At 72.7% G+C, this 20,668-nt stretch carries 19 protein-coding genes; 8 read left to right on the top strand and 11 right to left on the bottom strand.

Annotated features, from left to right (window positions below; all coding sequences use genetic code 11):
- Positions 1-59 precede the first annotated feature (59 nt).
- The 4 genes from ACTMSW_RS22000 to ACTMSW_RS21985 form a co-directional block, all read right to left on the bottom strand.
- On the bottom strand, positions 60-197 hold the full coding sequence (locus ACTMSW_RS22000; protein ID WP_441182573.1) for a hypothetical protein: 138 nt from the start codon (positions 195-197) through the stop codon (positions 60-62).
- Positions 198-329: 132 nt separating this feature from the next.
- Entirely contained in the window at positions 330-611 is a 282-nt protein-coding gene (locus ACTMSW_RS21995; RefSeq protein WP_441182549.1) for a hypothetical protein, read from the bottom strand.
- A gap of 19 nt (positions 612-630) precedes the next feature.
- Complete coding sequence (locus ACTMSW_RS21990; RefSeq protein ID WP_441182571.1) at positions 631-1,590, bottom strand: SDR family oxidoreductase; 960 nt, start codon at positions 1,588-1,590, stop codon at positions 631-633.
- A gap of 132 nt (positions 1,591-1,722) precedes the next feature.
- Complete coding sequence (locus ACTMSW_RS21985) at positions 1,723-2,148, bottom strand: hypothetical protein (protein ID WP_441182548.1); 426 nt, start codon at positions 2,146-2,148, stop codon at positions 1,723-1,725.
- 323 nt (positions 2,149-2,471) lie between these two features.
- Between ACTMSW_RS21985 and ACTMSW_RS21980 the strand changes: the two genes are divergently transcribed.
- Complete coding sequence (locus ACTMSW_RS21980; RefSeq protein ID WP_441182547.1) at positions 2,472-3,170, top strand: poly-gamma-glutamate hydrolase family protein; 699 nt, start codon at positions 2,472-2,474, stop codon at positions 3,168-3,170.
- Between the two features lie 18 nt (positions 3,171-3,188).
- Here ACTMSW_RS21980 and ACTMSW_RS21975 read toward each other — a convergent pair whose 3' ends face one another.
- A complete protein-coding gene (locus ACTMSW_RS21975) occupies positions 3,189-3,818 on the bottom strand; it encodes a maleylpyruvate isomerase family mycothiol-dependent enzyme (RefSeq protein ID WP_441182546.1) in 630 nt (209 codons plus the stop codon).
- Positions 3,819-3,936: 118 nt separating this feature from the next.
- On the opposite strand from ACTMSW_RS21975, the gene ACTMSW_RS21970 reads away from it, so the two are divergent.
- Complete coding sequence (locus tag ACTMSW_RS21970; protein ID WP_441182545.1) at positions 3,937-4,923, top strand: L-threonylcarbamoyladenylate synthase; 987 nt, start codon at positions 3,937-3,939, stop codon at positions 4,921-4,923.
- Positions 4,924-5,001: 78 nt separating this feature from the next.
- Entirely contained in the window at positions 5,002-5,421 is a 420-nt protein-coding gene (locus ACTMSW_RS21965) for a CBS domain-containing protein (RefSeq protein WP_441182544.1), read from the top strand.
- Between the two features lie 70 nt (positions 5,422-5,491).
- On the opposite strand, the gene ACTMSW_RS21960 is transcribed toward ACTMSW_RS21965, so the two are convergent.
- Complete coding sequence (locus ACTMSW_RS21960) at positions 5,492-6,286, bottom strand: MBL fold metallo-hydrolase (RefSeq protein ID WP_441182543.1); 795 nt, start codon at positions 6,284-6,286, stop codon at positions 5,492-5,494.
- Positions 6,287-6,346: 60 nt separating this feature from the next.
- Entirely contained in the window at positions 6,347-10,894 is a 4,548-nt protein-coding gene (locus ACTMSW_RS21955) for an HAD-IC family P-type ATPase (protein WP_441182542.1), read from the bottom strand.
- A 242-nt stretch (positions 10,895-11,136) separates the two neighbouring features.
- Between ACTMSW_RS21955 and ACTMSW_RS21950 the strand changes: the two genes are divergently transcribed.
- The 4 genes from ACTMSW_RS21950 (at position 11,137) to ACTMSW_RS21935 (ending at position 13,560) form a co-directional block, all read left to right on the top strand.
- Positions 11,137-11,781, top strand: a complete 645-nt coding sequence (locus ACTMSW_RS21950; protein ID WP_441182541.1) for a GAP family protein — start codon at positions 11,137-11,139, stop codon at positions 11,779-11,781.
- A 79-nt stretch (positions 11,782-11,860) separates the two neighbouring features.
- Positions 11,861-12,646 carry an SDR family oxidoreductase gene (locus ACTMSW_RS21945; protein ID WP_441182540.1) on the top strand — a complete coding sequence of 262 codons (786 nt, stop codon included), beginning with the start codon at positions 11,861-11,863 and terminating at the stop codon, positions 12,644-12,646.
- A 37-nt stretch (positions 12,647-12,683) separates the two neighbouring features.
- A complete protein-coding gene (locus tag ACTMSW_RS21940; RefSeq protein WP_357029558.1) occupies positions 12,684-12,878 on the top strand; it encodes a hypothetical protein in 195 nt (64 codons plus the stop codon).
- Between the two features lie 133 nt (positions 12,879-13,011).
- Positions 13,012-13,560 (top strand): YbaK/EbsC family protein, encoded by a 549-nt coding sequence (locus ACTMSW_RS21935; protein WP_441182570.1) that lies wholly within the window; start codon positions 13,012-13,014, stop codon positions 13,558-13,560.
- Between the two features lie 60 nt (positions 13,561-13,620).
- Here ACTMSW_RS21935 and ACTMSW_RS21930 read toward each other — a convergent pair whose 3' ends face one another.
- The 4 genes from ACTMSW_RS21930 to ACTMSW_RS21915 form a co-directional block, all read right to left on the bottom strand.
- Entirely contained in the window at positions 13,621-14,256 is a 636-nt protein-coding gene (locus ACTMSW_RS21930) for a DsbA family oxidoreductase (RefSeq protein WP_441182539.1), read from the bottom strand.
- Between the two features lie 20 nt (positions 14,257-14,276).
- A complete protein-coding gene (locus ACTMSW_RS21925; protein WP_441182538.1) occupies positions 14,277-14,705 on the bottom strand; it encodes a SufE family protein in 429 nt (142 codons plus the stop codon).
- 97 nt (positions 14,706-14,802) lie between these two features.
- Positions 14,803-15,228 carry a CBS domain-containing protein gene (locus tag ACTMSW_RS21920; RefSeq protein WP_441182537.1) on the bottom strand — a complete coding sequence of 142 codons (426 nt, stop codon included), beginning with the start codon at positions 15,226-15,228 and terminating at the stop codon, positions 14,803-14,805.
- 44 nt (positions 15,229-15,272) lie between these two features.
- Entirely contained in the window at positions 15,273-17,051 is a 1,779-nt protein-coding gene (locus ACTMSW_RS21915; RefSeq protein WP_441182536.1) for a proline--tRNA ligase, read from the bottom strand.
- Between the two features lie 327 nt (positions 17,052-17,378).
- Between ACTMSW_RS21915 and ACTMSW_RS21910 the strand changes: the two genes are divergently transcribed.
- Complete coding sequence (locus ACTMSW_RS21910) at positions 17,379-20,531, top strand: Ig-like domain-containing protein (RefSeq protein ID WP_441182535.1); 3,153 nt, start codon at positions 17,379-17,381, stop codon at positions 20,529-20,531.
- Positions 20,532-20,668 lie beyond the last annotated feature (137 nt).

Raw genomic sequence — 20,668 nt, 5'->3', positions numbered from 1 at the left:
GGCACCATGCCCGGCTGATTGGATCTGGTCTCACCCGGGTGCTGCTGCGTCGATCGGGATCAGCGGAACTCGTGGACCACGTCGATCAGCCCCACGATGTGGGTGTTGAACTCGTCCAGCTCCTCGGCGGGCACCCAGAGCTCCAGCTCCGCCGGCCCGGTGGGCCGCCAGAGCAGCGTGGTGCCAGCGTCGGTCATGTCCACGTACCTACCTGTCCCTCGTCGGAGCCGTGAGCCGGGACGGTAGCTATGAAAGGCCGTACCTTCCACTCGATTTCATCCCGGGTAGGCGGTTCGCGGCCTTACCCGTGACGAGGCCGTGCCGCTCAGCTACTCCCTCAGGTACCCGGTGGCGGGGTCGATCTCCGCGAGGAAATTGCGGATCGCCTCCTCCATGTCGAGCCGGGTCATCGCCGAGCCGTCGTACCTGCTGAGTCCGAAGCCGTAGTCGTGCGGTCCGGTGAGCCAGTCGAAGTCGTAGGTGCCGGGTTCCTCAGCACGCTGACGAATGCGGAACGTCTGCCCGTCGATCGTCATCACGATCGGGTCGTCCTCGGTATGGCGGGGTCTTGCGTGCTCGGGGGCGAGGCCCGGCGTGGGTTCTGTCGACATCCCTGCTTCTCCTTCGGGGTCAGCGGAACCGATCTGCGTTCTCCACCGCCCAGTCGTCGTAGGTGCGCAGTGGGCGACCGATGATGTCCCGCACGGAAGGCCGCTGCGTGCGGGTCCATTCGGTGAGTTCGTCGAGCCGGGTGCCGTATTCCTCAAGGGCGTACAGCGTCACGTCGATCGCACCGTCGGGCCAGCCGTCACGTCGCCAGACCGCCCGGCTCTCGGCGGGCGTCAGTTCGACGCCGTCGATGGTACGACCGATGGCCCTCGCGATGCTCCCGATCCGGGAGCGCGTGCTCAGTGGCAGGCCGACCGCTTCGAGGATGGTCCCGGTGTAGCGGTCACTGCGCAGCGCGGCGACCGCGACCGCGGCGAGATCGTCCTCGTGGATGAACGGATAGTGGCCGGTGCCGAGGAATGCTTCCCGAACGGCCGCCTCGGCTCGGATGGAGATCGGCCAGTCCGAACCCGTCGCGGGATAGGTGCCGCTGAACATCGATCCCATGACGGCCGAGGGCCGGATGTGGGTCCAGGCGATTCCGGAGCGTTCCACGGCCTTCTCGATCGCCAGCCAGAACCACGTCTCCGGCGGATTCCGCTGCTCGTACTCCGGACCGTGGGACGACAGGAGGACGATCCGCCGGATCCCGGCGTCGCGGGCGAGTGCAAGCACGTCCGGGACCGTCGAGGGATGGGCACCGGCGAGGAAGACCCCCTCCACGCCGGCGAATGCCTCCGGATGCTCCAAGGGACGAACGACCGAGCCCTCGACCACGTCGACACCGTCCGGCCAGTCGCTGGTCTCGTCCGGCTCGGCGAGTACGCGTACGCGGTGACCGGCGGTGAGCAACTGCCGCGCCACGCGCCGACCCACGAGACCTGTCGGACTGCAACCTTCGTCCTTGCAGGGCGTGACGGCGGTCAGCAGATGAACGCCCCCGATGCTCGGGGCGTCCGTCACCGGTCGAGATTCGTCCATGGCAAGACCCTCCAACACGTTGGTGGGGATCTTGCGCGTGACCAGCGGGGCGAGTGGCTGAGCCTGCCCCGACACCTGGATCGACGGTGCGGATCCGACTCCGCCGAATGTACCAACACGCGTGGTGACCGCTCAACCCCGTTGCAGGAGGGTGGCGACCTCGACCAGTGTGGAAGCGACGGCCTCCGGATCACACGTCATGTGGAGATGGCGACCGTCCAGGCGCCGCACCGGCCACCCACGGTCCGCCGCACGCCGGAGTTCGTCGGCGTACGTCGTGCCGAAGGCCACGTAGCCGGCGGGGACCGAGTCCCAGCCGGGGGGAACGACCACGTCGGCGGTCAGATAGTCCCAGGGCACCCGGCGCTGGTCAGCCTCGACCCGACGCCGGGTCCGCGGATCCGGGAAGAGCGCGGCGACCTCGGCGTCCGGCCACCACTCGGTCCAGTGGGGCAGCAGACCGTCGGCACCGACGCGGCTCCGGAGTGTCGCCCGCAGCCGTTCCGGCGCGACCGGGATGCGACCGTCCGCCGGGGGCAGCACGGCGTCCAGGAACACGACCGCCCGTACGGGCCGTGCGGCGACGAGTGCCGGGACATACAGGCCGGCGTTGCTGTGCGGGACCAGGACCGGTTCACCATGCCCCGAGCACCGACGTGACCGTCTCCCAGACCGACGGACCGAGGAAGGGGCTCGTCAGCAGAACGAAGGTCGTTCGCATGGCTGACGTCTACCACGGTTCAGGCCGACGCGCTGCCCGTCCACAGTGGCGAACAGCGACGCACGCGCCGGTCGCCGGGACACCGCCGAGGAGCGCCCTCTGAGACCATGGCTCCCACCGCAGGCGCAGGCGCCCGCCCCGCGCGCCGGACAGGAGAGCCGTGAACGGCCGTACGCAGTGGATCCTCAGCGCTCTCGCCGTGCCGGTCGCGTTGGCCGCCGGCTACGGGCTGACACGGGCTGGTGAGGCACCGCCGCAGCCGTCCGCCGCCGAGGTGGACGTGGCGGAGTACCCGTCGATGACCGCCCTGCGGAAGGTCGAGCCGCAGGCGGGGTGGGAGCTGAGCTGGAAGATCACCGAGTCGCCGCTGATCGTGGTCGCTCCGCACGGTGGCTCGATCGAGTTGCGGACCAGCGAGATCGCGACCGCCGTCGCCGCGGGCACGCACACCGAATGCCACTTCAAGGGCAAGCTTCCCACCGGCAACTACCCGCGACTGCATGTCACGAGCACGAACTGGGACGTCGAGGAGTGTCTGATCCTGATCCGTCAGCGTCCCCACGCGCTGTCGATCCACGGCACGGCCAAGCCCGGCAGGATCGTCTACGTGGGCGGAAGGGACACCGTCAAGGGAGCCGCGCTGACGGCCGCTCTGCGGGCCCGGGGCTTCCAGGCCGAACCGGCGCCCGACGACATCGCCGGCCTGTCGACCGCCAACTTCGTGAACAAGGACGCCGACGGCGCCGGCGTCCAGCTCGAGCTGACGTACGACCTGCGCCTGGCCCTGTTCCCGACGGCGACCGGCGCAGGGCCGGAGCTCGACGGGTTCGTCGCCGCGGTGCGGAGCGTCTACCCGTGACCGGGACGGCGACCGTGCTCAGTGGGAGAGGCGGTCGCGCAACACCGTCGCTCCGTCGCCGGTCAGCTCGGGGAGCACGATCCGCCGGCCGGTCAGCGCGAGCATCAGCGCCTCACCCGTACCCCGGACCGCCGGGCCGGTGCCGGAGGACCACCCCAGGTCGGACGCCTCGAAGCGGAGGCCGCGCAGGCGGCTGCGGCGGCCGAAGGCGATCGAGCGGCGGCTGACGAGGAAGTCCAGCGTGGCGCGCAGCCGGTCCGGGTGCGGGGTGTACGGCAGGCCGAGCGGGCGGCGGATGTCCTGCCCGTGCACCTGGAGGTCGGTGAGCTGCCCCTCGTGGCCGACGATCGGCGCGGAGAACCGGTTCTCCGCGTTGGCGCGCAGCAGGGCCGCCAGTTCCGCGGGAGGCCGACGGGCGATGAGCCGCGCGAGGCGGGCGTTCGCCGCGTGCAGCCGGAAGCCACTGCGCAGCAGCACCGGGATCATCGCGGCGGGCCGGGTGGCGAACGGGGTGACGAGGTGAGCGGCGACCTCGTGGACCGTCCAGGAGCCGCACAGGCTACGGGTCGCCAGCTGCTCGGGGCTCAGCGAGGTGATCAGGTCGGCGAGGTCGCGGCGCTCGGCCGCGATCATCGGCAGCAGCTCCATGGACCGTGACGGTACAGCGCTCAGCGTGACGCCACTGTCCCCCGACGGTCACCGGTTCCGGGTCACGTTCCGTGTGGCCGGGCGCGGTACGGCGCGGCGGGCAGGCTAGCGTCGGAGGGTGAGCACCGGAGCCCCGCGCGTACTCCCGGCCGACAGCGGCATCGCCGAGGCGGCGTCCGTCCTGCGTACCGGCGGGTTGGTGGCGTTTCCCACCGAGACCGTCTACGGCCTGGGGGCGAACGCGTTGGACGCCCGGGCGGCGGCCCGGATCTTCGAGGCGAAGGCCCGGCCGAGCTTCGATCCGTTGATCACCCACCTGGCCGACACGGCCGAGCTGGAGAAGCTGGTCGGCGTGCTGCGGCCGGCGGTGGCCGCCCTGGCCGAGCGGTTCTGGCCCGGACCACTGACGTTGATCGTGGACCGGCCGGCGGCGGTGCCGCCGATCGTGACGTCCGGCCTGGACACGATGGCGGTACGGGTGCCGGACCACGAGCAGGCGCGGGCGCTGATCGCGGCGGCCGGGGTGCCGGTGGCGGCGCCGAGCGCCAACCGGTTCGGCCAGCTCAGTCCGACCCGGGCGGAGCATGTCGTACGGGGGCTGGGCGCCGCCGTGGACGTGGTGCTCGACGGTGGCCCGACGCGCTGCGGGATCGAGTCGACCATCGTGGACGCCCGGGGTGGGCGGCCGGTCGTGCTGCGCCTCGGCGCGCTGCCCCTGGAGGCGTTGGAGGAGGCGGTGGGCCCGGTGACCGTACGCCCGGGCAGTTCCGGTCAGCCCGTCGCGCCGGGAACGTTGGCCGCGCACTACGCGCCGCGTACGCCGCTGCGGTTGGTGTCCGACGCGGAGCCGGCGGCGGCTGGCGGCGGTCGGCGGGGGTTCCTGGCGTTCCGGGACCGCCCGGCGGGCACCTGGGCGGCGGTCGAGGTGCTCTCCCCGGCCGGTGACCTCACGGAGGCGGCGGCGCGTCTCTTCGAGGCGCTGCACGAGCTGGACGGCAGTGGGGTCGACGAGATCCTGGTCGAGCCGGTGCCGGAGGTGGGCGTGGGCCGGGCGATCAACGACCGGCTGCGCCGCGCCGCCGCGACCTGGCGTCCCGCCTCCTGAGCTGGACGCCGCGTGCATGGCCCGGGGCGACGGGGGTAGGAGAACAGCAACAACCCCCCGAAAGTGAGGTGCATCCCCATGCCGACCGCACGCGAGATCATGACGAACGACGTGACCTGCATCCGTGAGCAGGACGACCTTCGGACGGCCGCGAAGCAGATGGCCCAGCTGGGCGTCGGCGCGCTGCCGATCTGTGGGGACGACAACCGGCTGAAGGGCATGCTGACCGACCGCGACATCGTCGTGAAGGTCATCGCCGAGGGCCGTGACCCGGCCGGTGTCACCGCCGGTGAGCTGGCCCAGGGCGAGGCCGTGACCATCGGCGCGGACGACGACGCGGCCGAGATCCTGCGGACGATGGGCCAGCACCAGGTACGCCGGCTGCCGGTGATCGACGGGCACGAGCTCGTCGGCATCGTGGCCGTGGCCGACGTGGCCCGCTCCCTGCCCGAGCGTCCGGTGGGCGACCTCATCGAGGCCATCTCCGAGCGCAGCTGACACCCCGCGCCAGTCAGTTAGTTAAGAAGGGCCCCCTGTACAACGCCAGGCGTTAACAGGGGGCCCTTCCTTACTCCCGTAGGGAGATCGTCTCGCCGCGGGCGACGGTGCGGACCGACGCCGCGATTCCCCGCCGCCGGGCCTCGGCGACGAAGTCGCCCAGCGGGGAGCGGAACACCGGATAGTCGTCGTAGTGGATCGGCACGGTGAGCTTCGGCCGGATCAGCTCCACCAGGTCCGCGCCCTGCCGGTCGTCCATGGTGAGCAGGATGCCGGCGATCTTCGTGCCGCCGAGGTGGATGAGCATCGCGTCGATGTCCGGGTACCGGCGGGGAATGTCGGCGAGCAGCGGCCGGTGCAGGGTGTCCCCGGTGACGTAGAGGCGGAACAGCCGCTCGCCACCGCGCTCCAGGTCGATCATGGTGCCCATCACGTCGGGCAGCAGCAGGTCCAACGCCCCGGGCCCGTGCTTGCCCGGCATCGAGGTGAGCCGCAACGTGGCGCCGCCGCGGTGCAGCTCGGTCGACTGCCAGGTGGGCAGCCCCTCGGCGGCACGGAAGCCCCAGCGGCGGAGCTTCCGGCCGGCGGCGGGTGTGGTGACGACGGGCAGGCCGCGGTCCAGCTCGCGGCGCGCCACCCGGTCGAAGTGGTCGCCGTGCAGGTGGGACAGGACCACCGCGTCCAGCGCGGGCAGCTGCGCGATCTCCAGCGCCGGGTCCGTGCGCCGCCGCGACCACAGACCCTTGCCCAGGTACGCCCGCTCGCCGCGGTGCAGGAAGTTCGGGTCGGTGAGCAGGGTGAACCCGCCGAGCCGCAGCACCGTGGTCGCGGTACCGATGAACGTCACATCCGCCTGCTCCGTCACAGACCTCACCTCCGTCACCGATCCGTACCCGTGATCGGGGAGACCATGCGGCGCGTACGGTCACGCGCGGCGCGGCGCCTCGGTCGGGCGGTCCCCGGTCGGGCGGTCCTCGTGCTCGGCGCGGGCGGGATCGCCCCCGTCCGGGGACGACTCGTCGTGCCTCGGCCACAGGTGCAGGCGGCCCAGCAGGTCGGCGCCGGGCGTCGGCGGCTGGGGCAGTCGTTCGACCAGCCGGGTGATGCCGCTGTTGGCGACGGTGGCGCCCAGCGCCGTGCCGGTGGCGATGGACCAGCCCACCGGGCCCAGCGGGGTGCAGCCGAAGAAGTGGCTGAGCCCCGGGGTCTGCACGACGGCCACGAGCACACCCACCGAGCCGGCGGTCGAGAGCAGGACGCCCGGAGTCGCGCCACCGGCCAGCAGGGTCTGGCCGAGCTGGGTGCCGACCAGGGACACCAGGGCGACGGTGGCGGCCCGCCGCTCCCGGCCGGTCCAGCGGGCCAGCATCCAGCCGGCGGTCGCGCCGAGCGCGGTCGACGTGGCGCGCAGCGCGATCTCCCGGTCCAGGGTTGCGCCGAGGGACGTGTCGGGTCCCTCGCGCAGCAGGTTCTCGCTGTGTTCGGGCCGGGGTGGCCGGACCGCGATGGCCAGGGCGGGCGCCAGATCGGTGAGCAGGTTGACCAGCAGCAGTTGGCGACCGTTCAGGGCGGAGCGGCCGGTCGCGGCGGCGGTGACGATGCTGAACGCGATCTCCCCGAGGTTGCCGCCGACGAGGATGCTCAGCGCGTGCCGGACCGACGACCACATGGCCCGGCCCTCGACCAGCGTGGCGATGATGGTCTCCAGCCGGTCGTCCATCACCACCAGGTCGGCGGCGGCCCGCGCGGCGGGGGTGCCCCGCTGACCGAGGGCGATACCCACGTCGGCGAGCCGGATGGCGGGAGCGTCGTTCGCGCCGTCCCCGGTCATCGCGACCGTCCGGCCGCACGCCTGCAACGCCTGGATGATCCGGACCTTGTGGGCGGGTGTGCACCGGGCCACCACGTCGGTGGTGACCAGCCGCTCCCCGAGCGCCTCGTCGTCCAGGTCGTCGAGGTCGGCGGCGTTGACCACCCGCTGGCCGTCCCCGTCGCTGATCACCGAGGCGATCGCCTCGGCGGTGGCCGGGTGGTCGCCGGTGATCATGATGGTGTGCACGCCGGCCCGTCGGATGTCCGCCACGGCCGGGGCCGCGCTGGCCCGGATCCCGTCGCCGAGCGCGAGGATGCCGACGAACGTCAGGCCGTGCACGGCGTCGTCGGTGATCGACTCGTCGTCGACGGTACGTTCGGCGATGGCGAGGACGCGCTGCCCGGCGCCGGCGTGCCGGTCCAGTTCCCGGTGCAGCTCCTGCCGCCCGGCGTCGTCCACCGGCACCACACCCCGTTCGGTGCGCCGGTTGACGCAGCGGGGCAGCACGGTCTCGGGTGCGCCCTTCAGGCTGAGCAACAGCCCGCCGTCGCAGGTGCCGACCGTGGCGTGGTAGCCGCGGGACGGCTCGAACGGCATCACGTTCACCTGCTGCCACGCTGCCGCCCCGGTCTGCTCCACCGCACCGACCTCCCGCGCCGCCCGGCGTACCGCCCGGTCGGTCTGTTCCGGCAGGTCCTCCGGGTCGTCGGCGCCGGGGGTGGCCCGCAACGCCACCGCCAGGACGGTGCGCAGGCGCTCGTCGAGCTGGTCGACGGTCGCGTACCGGTCGCCGTCGCCGACGCCGGAGAGCACGAGACGGCCCTCGGTCAAGGTCCCGGTCTTGTCGAAGCAGAGGACGTCCACCCGGCCCAGGGCCTCGATGGTGCGCGGATTGCGGACCAGCGCCCCGTGTTCGGCGAGCCGCCGGGCGGCGGCCAACTGCGCGGCGCTGACCAGGAACGGCAGCCCTTCGGGCACCGAGGCGACAGCCAGGTTCGAGGCGGTCGCGGCCGTCTCCGCCAGCGGTACGCCCCGGGCCAGTCCGGCTCCGGCGACCGCCACGGCCGCCCCGATCGCCAGCGGGATGGACTTGCTGGTCAGCCCGCCCAGCCGGGCCTCCACACCACTGCTGGGCGCGGCGTGCCGGGCCAGCGCCATGCTCCGGCCCGCCTCGGTGTCGGCGCCGGTGGCGACCACCACGGCCACGGCGTGTCCGGCGGCCACCGTCGTGCCCTCGTACAGCATCGAGCGGCGCTCGGCCACGTCCGACGCCGAGACCGGGTCCACGGTCTTGCCCACCGGCAGCGACTCGCCGGTCAGGGAGGACTCGTCGGCCTCCAGGCCGGTGGCCTCCAGGACCCGGCAGTCGGCCGGTACGGCGTCCCCGGCCCCCAACAGGACCACGTCGCCGGGCACCAGGTCCTCGGCGGCCATCAGCTGCTCACCGCCGTCCCGGCGGACCCGCGCGGTGACCGCCGAGCGGGACAGGAGCTCGGCCAGCGCCCGCTCGGTGTTGTGCTCGTGCACCGCGCCGATCAGGGCCGACCCGCCGACCACCCCACCGACCAGGGCGGCGTCGACGGGGGACCCGAACGACGCGGACAGCACGGCGCCGGCGGCGAGGACCGGGGTCAGCGGGTTGGCCAGCTCGTCGAGGAACGCCCGGAGCAGGCCGGACGACCCGAGCTGGTCGCCTCGGGTGGTGCCCCGCCGGCGGGCCGCCTCGGCGGTGTCGAGTCCGTCCGGCCCGCTGCGCAGGTGGTCGAGCACGGTCGACACCGGCATCAGGTGCCACGGAAGGGCGGCACGCGGAAGCGGTGTGGTGGTCGGGTCGGGCAGGCGGTGTGCCCGCCACACGCCGTGGGCGAAGGCCAGCGCGCCGGCCCCGTTCACCGAGGCGAGGGCGCGGCCCGGCAACTGCTCGGTGTCGACGGTGAACGCGGACAGCGCGCCGAGGCCGGTGCCGGCCAGGGCGAGCCGGATGTTCTGGGCGGTCATCCGCCGGGCCACCCCGGCGGCCTCCACGACCAGCGCGGCCACCCGGGGATCGGGGCCGACGAGCAGGTGCGCGCCCCACGGCGGTGGGTCCTCCGGTGCGGCCACCCCGAGCCCGCAGTCGGCCGCCGCGAGCGCGGACCGGTCGCTGCTGGCCAGCATCACCACCGCGCCCTCGCGTTGCAGGTGCCGGACCGTCCGGACCAGGTCGGTGCCTCCCGGCAGGACCGTGTCGGCGAAGCCGTACCGGTCGGTGTCCGTGCCGGCGACCACCAGGCGCAGGCCGGCCTGCCGGGCGGCGGTGGGCAGCACGTCCGCGCCCGGGGCCGCCTCCGTCTCGGCCCGCAGCACCGCCGTCAGGCGGCCGGCGCGGGCGAGGCCCAGCACCCGGCCGCCGGCCGCGCGCAGGCGGGCGCTCTCCGGCGTGTCCCCGGGGTCCTCGGCGTCGAGTGAGTCGATCGGGCCGAGCCGCCAGCCGTCGGCCTGCCGGCCATCGTCCGGGGCGTCCGGGTCGAACAGGGCGAAGGCCCGGGCGGCCACCTCACCGGCGTCGGCGCCGTCCAGCGGTGCCAGGTCGGCGAGCACCGCCCGGCCGGAATCGAGAACGGCGGTGTCCAGCACCAGCGTGTCCACCCGGTCCAGTTCGCGCAGCACGCCGCGGTCCATGGCGATCACGCCCCGCCGGGCCAGCACGTTGCCGAGCTGCGCGGCGTACCCCTCCCGCCCGGACACGGGCGCCTTCGGCAGGGCGGAAAGACCGACCGAGGCGGCCCGCTTCCCGCCCACCAGCGGCAGCGCGGCCGCCGCGGCCGCCGCGCCGGCGGCCAGGATCCGCATGGAGTACGTCTCGACCGGCCCGTCGGGCTTCGGTCGGGGCCGGTCACCGTCGGGGTTGCGGGCGACCGCCCGGTCCGGGTGACCGGTCAGGCGGGGTTCCGCCTTCGCCCACGCCCGTAGCTGCGATCGCGCCTCACCCCATTGCACGACCCGCTGGGCGCCGTCCAGCACGATCCCGGACCAGCCGCCGGTGAGACCCTGCACGACCGCCTGCGCGAGCGGGAAGATCAGGTCGGCGCGGGGATCCGCGCGCATCCCCCGGTTGGTCAGCGCGTGCAGCCGGGGGTGCAGGTCGATGGCGCCGAGCAGGCCGGCGACCTCACCCGGGACCGGGGTCAACGGCAGGATCCGGGTGGCGGCGGAGATGGTCAGGCCGAGCGCGTCGGAGACGAGCGCGCCCAGGGTGCGCGGCGTCCGGGGGCCCTCCTCCGGGGGGTGCGGCGGCGGGACGTCGGGATCCGGCTCGTGCGGACAGACCTGCTCGGTACGGGCGACCGTGGCGATCAGGTCGCGCAGTCGCGGCTCGGGCTCCCCGACGGCGACGACGACCCGGCCCGAGGGCGCGTTGACACGGGCCCAGACCACCCCGGGCATCCGTTCCAGTGCCGCCTCGACCTGCCGGGCGAGGGTGTCGCCGCCGTCCTGGCAGACGCCGTGCACCTCGATGTGGTGCCGACCGGGCCGGGACCAGACGCGACGGCGGGTCAGGCCGGAGGCACGGGCCAACCTCACCGCTGTCGTGCCGGCGTTCCGGGCCGCCTCACCCACCAGGTGCGGCACGGCGACCGGTGGGAGCAGGCGGCCGGCGACGCGGCCCAGTGAGGTCATCGAGGCGTACGACCGGACGGACGCCGGCCTGGCCCCCCGCCGCTCCTGCCCCTGCCGTACGCCATCTCGCCTCCCACGCCTCCGTCTTCGGCGGCCTGGCTTCCCGGCGAACCGTCCGTTATGCCCGGGAGCGGCGCCGAATTTCGGTTGGCCGCGGAGGGAACTGACCGAACCGTCGCCGGAATCCCGTCGGGGCGGATCCGGTCCCGTGCCGGCGGTCCGGCCGCGAGGATGGTCGGACGATGACCTTCCTGACCATCCTCCCGATGGCCGTGGTGATGGTCGCCGGGACGCAACTGGTCGCGGCGGTCTTCCTCGCCACGGCCGACCGGCCGCGCGCCGCCTCGCTGGGCTACCTGGCCGGCGCGGGGTTGGTGGTCGGTGGCGGGGTGACGGCGAGCTGGCTGGTCACCCGGGCGGTGAAGATCGGTTCCGGGGACGGCGGCCACGCCGGGCGCAGCTCCGTGGAGACGCGCATCGACCAGGTGGTCGTGGTGCTGCTGGCGGTCCTGGCGGTGGTGGTGTTCCTGCGGCGGCACGTCGGTGGCACCCCGAGGTGGATGGGTCGGCTGCAACGGGCCGGCCCCGCCTACGCCGTCAAGCTGGGGGTGCTGCTCTTCCTCGCGATGCCGTCGGACGACCTCACGATGGTCGCCGTCGGGGCGACGGCTGCCCGACACGACCTGCCCTGGTGGCATCTCCTGCCGTTCGTGGTGCTGACGCTGACCTTCCTGGCGCTGCCCCTGCTGGCTCTGGTGCTGCTCGGCCACCGGGCCGCGACGGTGCTGCCCCGGCTCCGCGACCAGGCCCAACGGCACGCCTGGGTGGTCAGCGAGGCCGTCATCGCCCTGTTCGTGGCGCTGACCCTGGCGGACCTGCTGCGGTGACCGTCCGCGGGGTCCGTCACGTCGACCGATCTCGTCCCGTCATGGCGACGGCGACGGCTGAGTGACAAGGAGGAGACCTGTGCGGATCCTGGTGACCGGTGCCGGTGGGCGACTCGGCGCGGTGGTGCTGCCGCGGCTGCGCGAGCAGGGGTGGGTGGTGCGGGCGACGAGCCGCCGGCCGCGTACCGACCCGGTGACGGAGTGGGTCGTGGTGGACCTGGCCACGGGTGCGGGAGTGGCCGAGGCGGTGCGCGGGGTGGACGCCGTACTGCACCTGGCTTCGGCGCCCAACCAGGGGCGACGCGTCCACCAGGTCGACGTGCTCGGCACCCGCCGGCTCGTCGTGGCCGCCGAGGGGGCGGGCGTACGCCATCTGGTCTACATGTCGATCGTCGGGGTGGACCGGGTGCCGATCCCGTACTACCGCCACAAGCTCGCCGCCGAGCAGGTCGTGGCGGCCGGGCCGGTGCCGTGGACGGTGCTGCGGGCCACCCAGTTCCCCGCGTTCCTCGACGAGGTGCTGCGCGGCGCGAGCAGACTCGGCCCGGTCATCGGGGACCGGGCGGTGCTCGCCCAACCGGTCGACCCCCGCGATGTCGCGGACCGGCTCGTCACGCGGCTCACCGCCGGTCCCCTGCACGGCGTCGAGGAGTACGGCGGACCCGAGGTGATCCGCTTCGACGAGGCCGTCCGCACCTGGAAGGCGGCCCGGCGGTCCCGCCGTCCGCTGCTGCCGGTGCGGATCCCCGGCGCGCTCGGCCGAGCCCTGCGCGACGGTGGTCTGGTCACCGGGGCGACGCCGCGCGGCACCCGTACGTGGGCGGAGTACCTGACCGACACGTACGGGGGATCCGGAGCAATATGAGACGCGTACGCATTCGCGTCCTGCCTACCCTGGCCGCATGCTGGCGCTGGTCACCACCGTGATTCTGTACGTCTTCGGGTTCGTCTTCCTCTACGGCGTGATCCGCCTCGCCATCCGGCACGCGTTGGAGGAGGTGGAGGTCCGCCGGGTCCAGGCACAGCGGGCGGAGGAACTGGCCGCCGCACGCGACCGGACCCTGCTACGCGAGAACGGCTTCCTCACCGGCAGCTGAGGTGAGGGTGTAAGGAAGGGCCCCCGGTTAACGCCTGCGGTAGAGGAAGGGCCCCTTCTTAACGACCTGTACGGCAGAGGCGTGGCCGCCCGGTGGGCGGAGTTCGGCGGTGGGTGCGAGGATCGCAACCGTGATGGGGACGCTGAAGACCGAACCCGCCCGCGCCCGCCTCGACCTGCTGGCCCCGCCGGTCGCCACCGCGATCGCGCAGTGGCCCGCCGACGCCCCGGTGGACGTCGACGACGTGCTGGTCGCGCCGATCGACGCGGACCTGGCCGACACCGCCGCCTTCTGCGCCGCGTACGAGGTGGGGCTGGACGTCTCGGCCAACTGCGTGGTGGTGGCCGGCAAGCGCGAGGGCGTCGTCCGGTACGCCGCCTGCGTCGTGCTCGCCACCACCCGCGCGGACGTCAACGGCGTGGTCCGCCGGGAGTTGGACGTCCGTAAGGCGAGCTTCGCGCCGATGGCGGAGGCGGTGGAGCTGACCGGCATGGAGTACGGCGGCATCACTCCGATCGGGCTGCCGGAGGATTGGCCGATCCTGGTGGACTCGCGGGTGATCGCGACGCCCCACGTGATCATCGGTTCCGGCGTACGGCACAGCAAGATCGCCCTTCCCGGGCCGGCGCTCGGCGCGCTGCCCGGGGCGCGGGTCCTGGAGGGCCTGGCCCGCCCGGCCTAGATCGTTACGCTGGTCGATACCGTTGCACGTGAAACATCATGTGCGTCGATGTCTGAGGCCTCAGGGTGTGTCCGACTCACGGCGGTGCACCTCGGTCAGCGCCGCGAGCAGGGTCTCCGGCTCCTGGGCGCCGGTCACCGCGTACCTGCCGGCGAGCACGAAGGTCGGGACGCTCGTCACGCCGAGCTGCCGGGCGGCGGCCAGGTCCTCGCGGACGTCGCTCACCCGCTCGTCGGAGTCGAGGAAGCGGCGGGCCTCGGCACCGTCCAGGCCGATCCCGGAGGCGAGTGCGGCGAGCGCCTCCCGCGAGCCCACGTCGATGCCGTCGGTGAAGTGGGCCCGGTAGAGGGCGTCGACCATGTCGGCCGCGCGGCCCTGGTCGGTCGCCCAGGAGACCAGCCGGTGCGCGTCGAAGGTGTTGGCGGCGAGCGCCCGGTCGAAGTCGAGCTTCAGGCCGACCCCGGCCGCGACCTCGGTCACCTGTCCGAACATCTGCCGGGCCCGGTCCCGGCCGCCGAACTTGTCGGCGAGCGCGTCGACGAGCGGGCGGGGCTCCGGCACCGGCGACGGGTCGAGCTGGAAGGGGCGGTACCGGACGGTCACCTCGCCGTCGTACGACTCAAGGGCCTGCTCCAGCCGGCGCTTCCCGATGTAGCACCACGGGCAGACCACGTCGGCGTAGATCTCGATCTCCATGATCGGCAACAACTCCCTGGTCAGCTAATCTGTTCCCGGACCTGCCGCTTGAGGCGGGCCAGGATCGCGGTGCCGCCGCGCACCCGCAGCGGAGAGATCGCCTGGGCCAGGCCCATCCGCTGGTACAGGTCGTCGGGGACGGCGAGCACCTGCTCGGGGGACGCCCCCTCCAGACCCTCCGCGAGGATGCCCGCGAACGCGCGGGTCGTCGGCGCCTCGGGCGGGCAGTCGAACAGCGTCTCCACGGTCTTCTCCGGAGTGACCCGGGCGCGCAGGAAGAACGACGTCTGGCACTCGGGCACCTGCTCCATGCCCTCGCGGTCGGCGTGCTCGGCCGGCAGGGGCGGGATGACGTCCGCGTACTCCAGCAGCATCTCCAGCACCAGGTCGCGGGGTGCGGCGGCGAACTCGTCGACGATCTCGGCCAGTCGGGTCGGCATCTCGGGCATCCCGCCAGGTTACCGCCGGGCGGTGCGCGGCGACGTGGGCGTTAAGAAGGGCCCCTTCCTCTACCGCAGGCGTTAAGAAGGGGCCCTTCCTTGCACATCACACGCTGGGGGCTTGTTCGCTGATCTCGCCGAGGGCCGACTGGGGGTCGAGCTGCATCGCCAGGTCACCGAGGGAGACGATGCCGACCAGCTTCCGATCGGTGTCGCAGACCAGCACCCGCCGGATGCCGCGCTCGCGCATCAGCGCCGCAGCCTCGTTGGCCGTCGAATGCTGCTCGATCATGATCACCTCACGGGTGATGATCGAGCCGATCGTGGTGGTGCCCGGGTCGCTGCGCGCGGCGACCGCGCGGACCACGATGTCCCGGTCGGTGAGCATGCCGGCGAGGGTGGCGCCCTCGGTGACGACCACGTCGCCGATGTCCGCCTCCTTCATCACCCTGGCCGCCTCGTCCAGCGTGGTCTCCGCCGGCAGGTAGATGACCTGCTTCGTCATCACGTCACTAACCCGGTAACCGGTCATGAGAGCCCTCCGCGTCATCCAGCCGATCAAGATGCGTTACCCCGTCACGCGTCGACTACACCACGTCCGGGGTCGGCCCGCACCGCCTCGACCAGCATCTGCACCAGACCGTCGACCGGCACCTCGACGCGTTCGTCCGTCGCCCGGTCGCGCAGTTCCGCGTACCCCTCGGCGAGACGGCGGCCGACCACGACGGTGCGCGGGATGCCGACCAGTTCGGCGTCGGTGAACTTGACCCCGGCCGAGACGTGCGTGCGGTCGTCGACCAGCACGCGCAGGCCGGCGGCGGCGAGCCGTCCGCCGAGGTCCAGCGCCGCGTCGAGCTGCGGGCCCTTGCCGGCGGCGACCAGGTGTACGTCGCAGGGCGCGACCGCCGCCGGCCACACCAGTCCCCGGTCGTCGTGGTGCTGTTCGGCGATGGCCGCGACGGCCCTCGACACGCCGATGCCGTAGCAGCCCATGGTGGGACGGACCGGCTTGCCCGCGGGGCCGAGCACGTCGACGGCGAACGCGTCGGTGTAGCGGCGGCCGAGCTGGAAGATGTGGCCGATCTCGATGCCCCGCCGCATGGTGAGCGCACCCGTGCCGCAGGCCGGGCAGGGATCGCCGGGTCGGACCTCGGCCGCCTCGATCGTGCCGTCGGGCTCGAAGTCCCGCCCGCACACCACATCGGTGGCGTGCCGACCCGGCTCGTTGGCGCCGGTCAGCCATGCGGTGCCGGCCACGACGCGCGGGTCGACCAGGTACCGGATGTCGAGCTTGGCCATGACCTGCGGCCCGATGTAGCCGCGGACCAGCTCCGGGTGGGCGTCCCAGGCGTCGAAGACCGCCACGGTCGACGGGGCGAGCGCCGCCCCGACCCGCTTGAGGTCCACCTCCCGGTCCCCGGGCAGCCCGACGACCAGCAGGTCCGCCTCCTCCGCGCCGGGCCGGCGGACGGTGAGCACCACGTTCTTCAGGGTGTCGGCGGCGGTCCAGTCGTCGCGCCCGGCCAGGCGGCGGTTGTTGGCCAGCTCGACCAGGGACGCGATGGTCGGCGTCTCCGGGGTGTCGTACACCTCGGACGCCGGCCGGGCGTCCGGGTCGCTCGCCGCCGGGGCGGGAGTCGTCACGGCCTCGGTGTTCGCCGCGTAGTCGCAGGCGGTGCAGCCGACGTAGGTGTCCTCACCGACCTCGGCGGCGGCCAGGAACTCCTCGGACGCCGAACCGCCCATCGCGCCCGACATGGCGTGCACGACCGTGTGCTCCAGGCCGAGCCGGGCGAAGATCCGCTGGTAGGCGGTCCGGTGCCGGTCGTACGCCGCCGCCAGTCCCGCCTCGTCGAGGTCGAACGAGTAGGCGTCCTTCATCAGGAACTCACGCCCGCGGAGCAGTCCGGCCCGGGGCCGGGCCTCGTCGCGGAACTTCGTCTGAATCTGGAAGAGCGTCACCGGGAAGTCCCGGTACGACGTGAACAGGTCCTTCACCAGCAGCGCCGCCAGCTCCTCGTGCGTGGGAGCGAGCAGGTGCTCGGCGCCACGCCGGTCGGCGAGGGTGAAGATGTCGTCGCCGTACTCCGTCCAGCGCCCGCTCGTCCGGTACGGCTCCGCCGGTAGCAGTGCCGGGAAGTGCACCTCCTGGTCGCCGATCGCCGTCATCTCCTGGCGGACCACCTCGGTCACCCGGTCCAGCACCAGCTTGCCCAGCGGCAGCCAGGTGTACCCGCCCGGTGCGGCGCGACGGACGTAGCCGGCGCGGAGCAGCAGCCGGTGGCTCGGCACCTCCGCGTCGGCCGGGTCCTCGCGCAGGGTCCGGAGCAGCAGGGTCGACATGCGCAGCAGCATTGCCGCAGCGTAAGACCCGTGGGGTCCGGCCGGCGATCCAATTCAGACACGCCGTCGCCCGGACGCGCTGCCGGCGACGACTGGGTCGATCAGCCAGCCCGCGCCCGCTGGGCGGACGTGCATCGATCCGATTGGTGGGCCGGGGGTGGATCCGAAGGTGCCGCGGTTGGCCGGTGCGGCCGAAATTGATATCGAGCGGTCGGTTCCGGCGTGCCGCCGTATCCGCACGGGGTCACTTCTTCCTACGGTGACCTCCGGCACGCCGGCAGGTGGACGTCCCCGGGGTCGACCCGGTGGTGCGACGCCGGCGTTTACAGGGGGTTCTCGATGCACACACGGAGCCGCGTCGTCGCGGGTCTGGTCGCCGCGGCCGTGGTGTCGACGGGCACACCGGCGACCGCGGGCACGGTGTCGGAAAAGCTCGCCGCCACCGCCGCGATCGCAGCCCGATCGGTACCGGGGCACACCGGGCTGGTGCCGACCGCGCCTCGCACCGACGTCCCGCGGATCACCAACGGCGAGATCACCGACATCGAGGTGATCGGAAACCGGGTCTTCGTCGCCGGTTCCTTCACCTCGATCGCCAACGTCGGCGCGACGCCGATCTCCCAGCGGTACCTGGCTTCGTACAACATCGACACCGGCAAGGTGGACACGGGCTTCCGGCCGGCCTTCGACGGATCCGTCGAGGCCGTCGAGGCGTCCCCGGACGGCGCGTCGCTCTACGTCGCCGGCTCGTTCAACACCGTCGGCGGTGTCACCAAGCGCAAGATCGTGCGGCTCAACCCGGTCACCGGGGCCCCGATCACGACCTTCACCGCGAACGCGAGCGCCCGTGCGACCGCGCTGGCGGTGAGCAGCACGGCGGTCTACGTGGGCGGCCAGTTCGCGACGGTGAACGGCGTGAGCCGCAGCGCGCTGGTGGCGCTCAACCCGACCACGGGCGCGGTGGACACCGGATTCAACCTGCCGCTGACCGGCGGCATCGGCGTCGGCGGCATGCTCACCGTGCAGCAGCTCAAGCTGACGCAGGACGCCGGCAGGCTCCTGGTCGTCCACACCGGTCGCCAGATCGCCGGGCAGGACCGCTACGGCGTCGGCCTGATCAACACCGCCACCAAGGCTCTGCTGCCCTGGCGGACGCGCCTCTGGGAGGACAACCTCTCCTTCGTCGGTGGCATCCAGCGGGTCTTCGCCGGTGACATCGCGCCGAACGACTCCTACTTCGTCGTCACCAGCGGCTCGGGCGGCGACCGCCCGCCGATCAACGACACCGCGATCGCGTTTCCGATGACCGGAAACGACAACGTCGAGCCGAAGTGGGTGTCCCGTCACTTCGACAGCATCTACTCGGTCGCCGTCACCGAGACGGCCGTGTACGTCGGCGGCCACTTCAGCTGGCAGGAATCGCCCACCTCGAACGTCCCGTGGCCGGGCCTGGACAACGTCGGGTACGGCACGGGCCAGGGCCTGAGCGGTTACGGTCTCGGCGACCAGGTGGTCCGCCGTGACCACCTCGGCGCGCTCGACCCGGCCACCGGCACCGCCCTGGAGTGGAACCCCGGCTCCAACTCGTACGAGGGCGAGAAGGCCATGCTGGCCACGTCGCGCGGGCTCTTCGTCGGTGGCGACGGCAACGTCAAGGGCGACAAGACGGTGGGGCGGGTCGGGTTCTTCGACCTGTCCCGGGCACCGGCGCCGGCGGCGGTGGACACGACGATCGTCACGCCGATCGAGGGGGCGGTGAAGTCCGCCAACGAGTCGTTCGTGATCGACGGTGGGGCGAAGGCCCCGGCCGGCGTCAGCAGGGTCGAGGTCCAGATCCAGAACCGTGGTTCCAAGCAGTACCTGCAGGACAACCTCGTCTCGTGGGGTGCGGCCAACAGCATCAACGCCACGGTCGCCGCGCCGAACAGCGCCTCCACGTCGTGGTCCCTCCCGGTGTCGCTGCCCTCCGGCGAATACCTGGTCCAGGCGAGGACGGTGGCGCGCGACGGGACGAGCGACGCCACGAAGGCCGTCAAGAAGATCGAGACCTTCCGGTACGACGACCTGCCGCCGACGACGAGGATCACCGCGCCGGCCGGTGGCCTGCTCACCACCACGAGCTTCATCGCCACCGGCACCGCCACCGACGACAAGGGCGTCAGCGCGATGACCTACTCGTTCCGCACGCCGGACAACCGGTATCTGCAGGACGACGGGACGGTCGCCCCGGTTCACAACACGTTCCGCGGCGAGCCGGATGTGGTCGGGGCGCTCTCGGCCACCTGGCAGTTCGAGGTGGTTTTGCCCATCGAGGGCGAGTGGAAGATGACGGCCACCGCCATCGACAGCGCCGGTCAGAGCGACCTGCGCGGCGACACCCGCGACTGGACGGTCTCGACGACCGGCGTCCCGCCGGCGGTGACCATCGCCACCCCCGTACCGATGACGCCGCCCACCGCCGCCGCGCCGCTCACCGTCGCACCGGGCGGCACGATCACGTTCTCCGGCACCGCGAGCGACGACGCCACCGTGCGGTCCGTCGAGATCTACCTCCGCAACACCACCACCCGGGAGTCGCTGGCCGCCGACGGCACGTGGGGCACCGACTCGATCGCGGCCTACCACCGGATCTCGCCGACGAACCTCAGCGCCCCGTCGTACAACTGGTCCTACACCACGGTGCCGCTCACCCCCGGTGTGTACGACTTTCGGGTACGCGCCACCGACAACCTGGGTCTGACGACGCCGAACGCCAACCTGGGCCGGCTCAGCGTCACCGCACAGGTACCGGGTGACGCGTTCCCGAACGGTCTGTTGAGCTTCACCGGCGTCGATCAGAACGTCGAGCAGTTGCGCCTGAACCTGGCCGGCACGGCAACCGACGACAAGGGCGTGCAGGGCGTACGGGTGGCGCTGCGCGACCTGGACACCGGCCGGTACGTGCAGCCGAACGGCACCATGGCGGCGAGCTTCGCCACGGTGAACGCCACGCTCGCCTCGCCCGGCGCGACGAGCACCACGTTCACCCTGCCGATCGACCTGCCGACCAAGGGCGAGTACAGCGTCGAGGCGTGGGCCGTCGACACGGCGGGTCAACTGGACGGTTCGACCTCCGGCGCCACCGCCCGGTACCTCGTCTACCCGGGCGACCTCGACCCACGGTTGGAACCGAGCCTCACCCCGCAGGACGGCCAGGTCTACACCGATTCGAGGATCGTGGTCACCGGACGTGCCGTGGACGACGTCGGCATGCTGCGCGTGGACATCCAGATCGTCAACGCCTCCGGGCAGGTGATGAACTCGTCCGGCGTGTTCGGCGGCGGCTCGACCTGGATCCCGGCCTTCCTCACCAGCCAGGGATCGCCCGGGTCGAACTTCGCCTACACGTCGCCGGTGGTCCCGGCGGGTGCCTACACCGTCTCGATCAGGGCGGTCGACAACTACGGGCAGGTGCAACAGCCGCCGAAGGTCGTCCCCGTCACCGTCAACTGAGTCGCACGATCAGGTACGGCGACGGCCCCGGCGCTCAGCGCCGGGGCCGTCGCTGTGCGCGAATCTCCCTGACGGCGGCGGCAACCTTGCCGGACGGGGGTGACGTCTGGGAGTGCATCACGCTGATGCACCACCTG

The organism is Micromonospora sp. BQ11 (assembly GCF_052068135.1).
Taxonomy (GTDB): domain Bacteria; phylum Actinomycetota; class Actinomycetes; order Mycobacteriales; family Micromonosporaceae; genus Micromonospora.
Note: the sequence above shows the minus strand (reverse complement) of the source record. Positions and strands in the feature narration are given on the sequence as shown.

What these genes read in the sequence shown, in the direction of transcription:
- ACTMSW_RS21925 (WP_441182538.1), bottom strand. Translation starts at nt 14,705, where the DNA reads ATGCCCGAGATGCCGACCCGACTGGCCGAGATCGTCGACGAGTTCGCC.
- ACTMSW_RS21950 (WP_441182541.1), top strand. Translation starts at nt 11,137, where the DNA reads ATGACCTTCCTGACCATCCTCCCGATGGCCGTGGTGATGGTCGCCGGG.
- ACTMSW_RS21920 (WP_441182537.1), bottom strand. Translation starts at nt 15,228, where the DNA reads ATGACCGGTTACCGGGTTAGTGACGTGATGACGAAGCAGGTCATCTAC.
- ACTMSW_RS21975 (WP_441182546.1), bottom strand. Translation starts at nt 3,818, where the DNA reads ATGGAGCTGCTGCCGATGATCGCGGCCGAGCGCCGCGACCTCGCCGAC.
- ACTMSW_RS21935 (WP_441182570.1), top strand. Translation starts at nt 13,012, where the DNA reads ATGGGGACGCTGAAGACCGAACCCGCCCGCGCCCGCCTCGACCTGCTG.
- ACTMSW_RS21990 (WP_441182571.1), bottom strand. Translation starts at nt 1,590, where the DNA reads ATGGACGAATCTCGACCGGTGACGGACGCCCCGAGCATCGGGGGCGTT.
- ACTMSW_RS21995 (WP_441182549.1), bottom strand. Translation starts at nt 611, where the DNA reads ATGTCGACAGAACCCACGCCGGGCCTCGCCCCCGAGCACGCAAGACCC.
- ACTMSW_RS21940 (WP_357029558.1), top strand. Translation starts at nt 12,684, where the DNA reads ATGCTGGCGCTGGTCACCACCGTGATTCTGTACGTCTTCGGGTTCGTC.
- ACTMSW_RS21930 (WP_441182539.1), bottom strand. Translation starts at nt 14,256, where the DNA reads ATGGAGATCGAGATCTACGCCGACGTGGTCTGCCCGTGGTGCTACATC.
- ACTMSW_RS21910 (WP_441182535.1), top strand. Translation starts at nt 17,379, where the DNA reads ATGCACACACGGAGCCGCGTCGTCGCGGGTCTGGTCGCCGCGGCCGTG.
- ACTMSW_RS22000 (WP_441182573.1), bottom strand. Translation starts at nt 197, where the DNA reads ATGACCGACGCTGGCACCACGCTGCTCTGGCGGCCCACCGGGCCGGCG.
- ACTMSW_RS21965 (WP_441182544.1), top strand. Translation starts at nt 5,002, where the DNA reads ATGCCGACCGCACGCGAGATCATGACGAACGACGTGACCTGCATCCGT.
- ACTMSW_RS21915 (WP_441182536.1), bottom strand. Translation starts at nt 17,051, where the DNA reads ATGCTGCTGCGCATGTCGACCCTGCTGCTCCGGACCCTGCGCGAGGAC.
- ACTMSW_RS21955 (WP_441182542.1), bottom strand. Translation starts at nt 10,894, where the DNA reads ATGACCTCACTGGGCCGCGTCGCCGGCCGCCTGCTCCCACCGGTCGCC.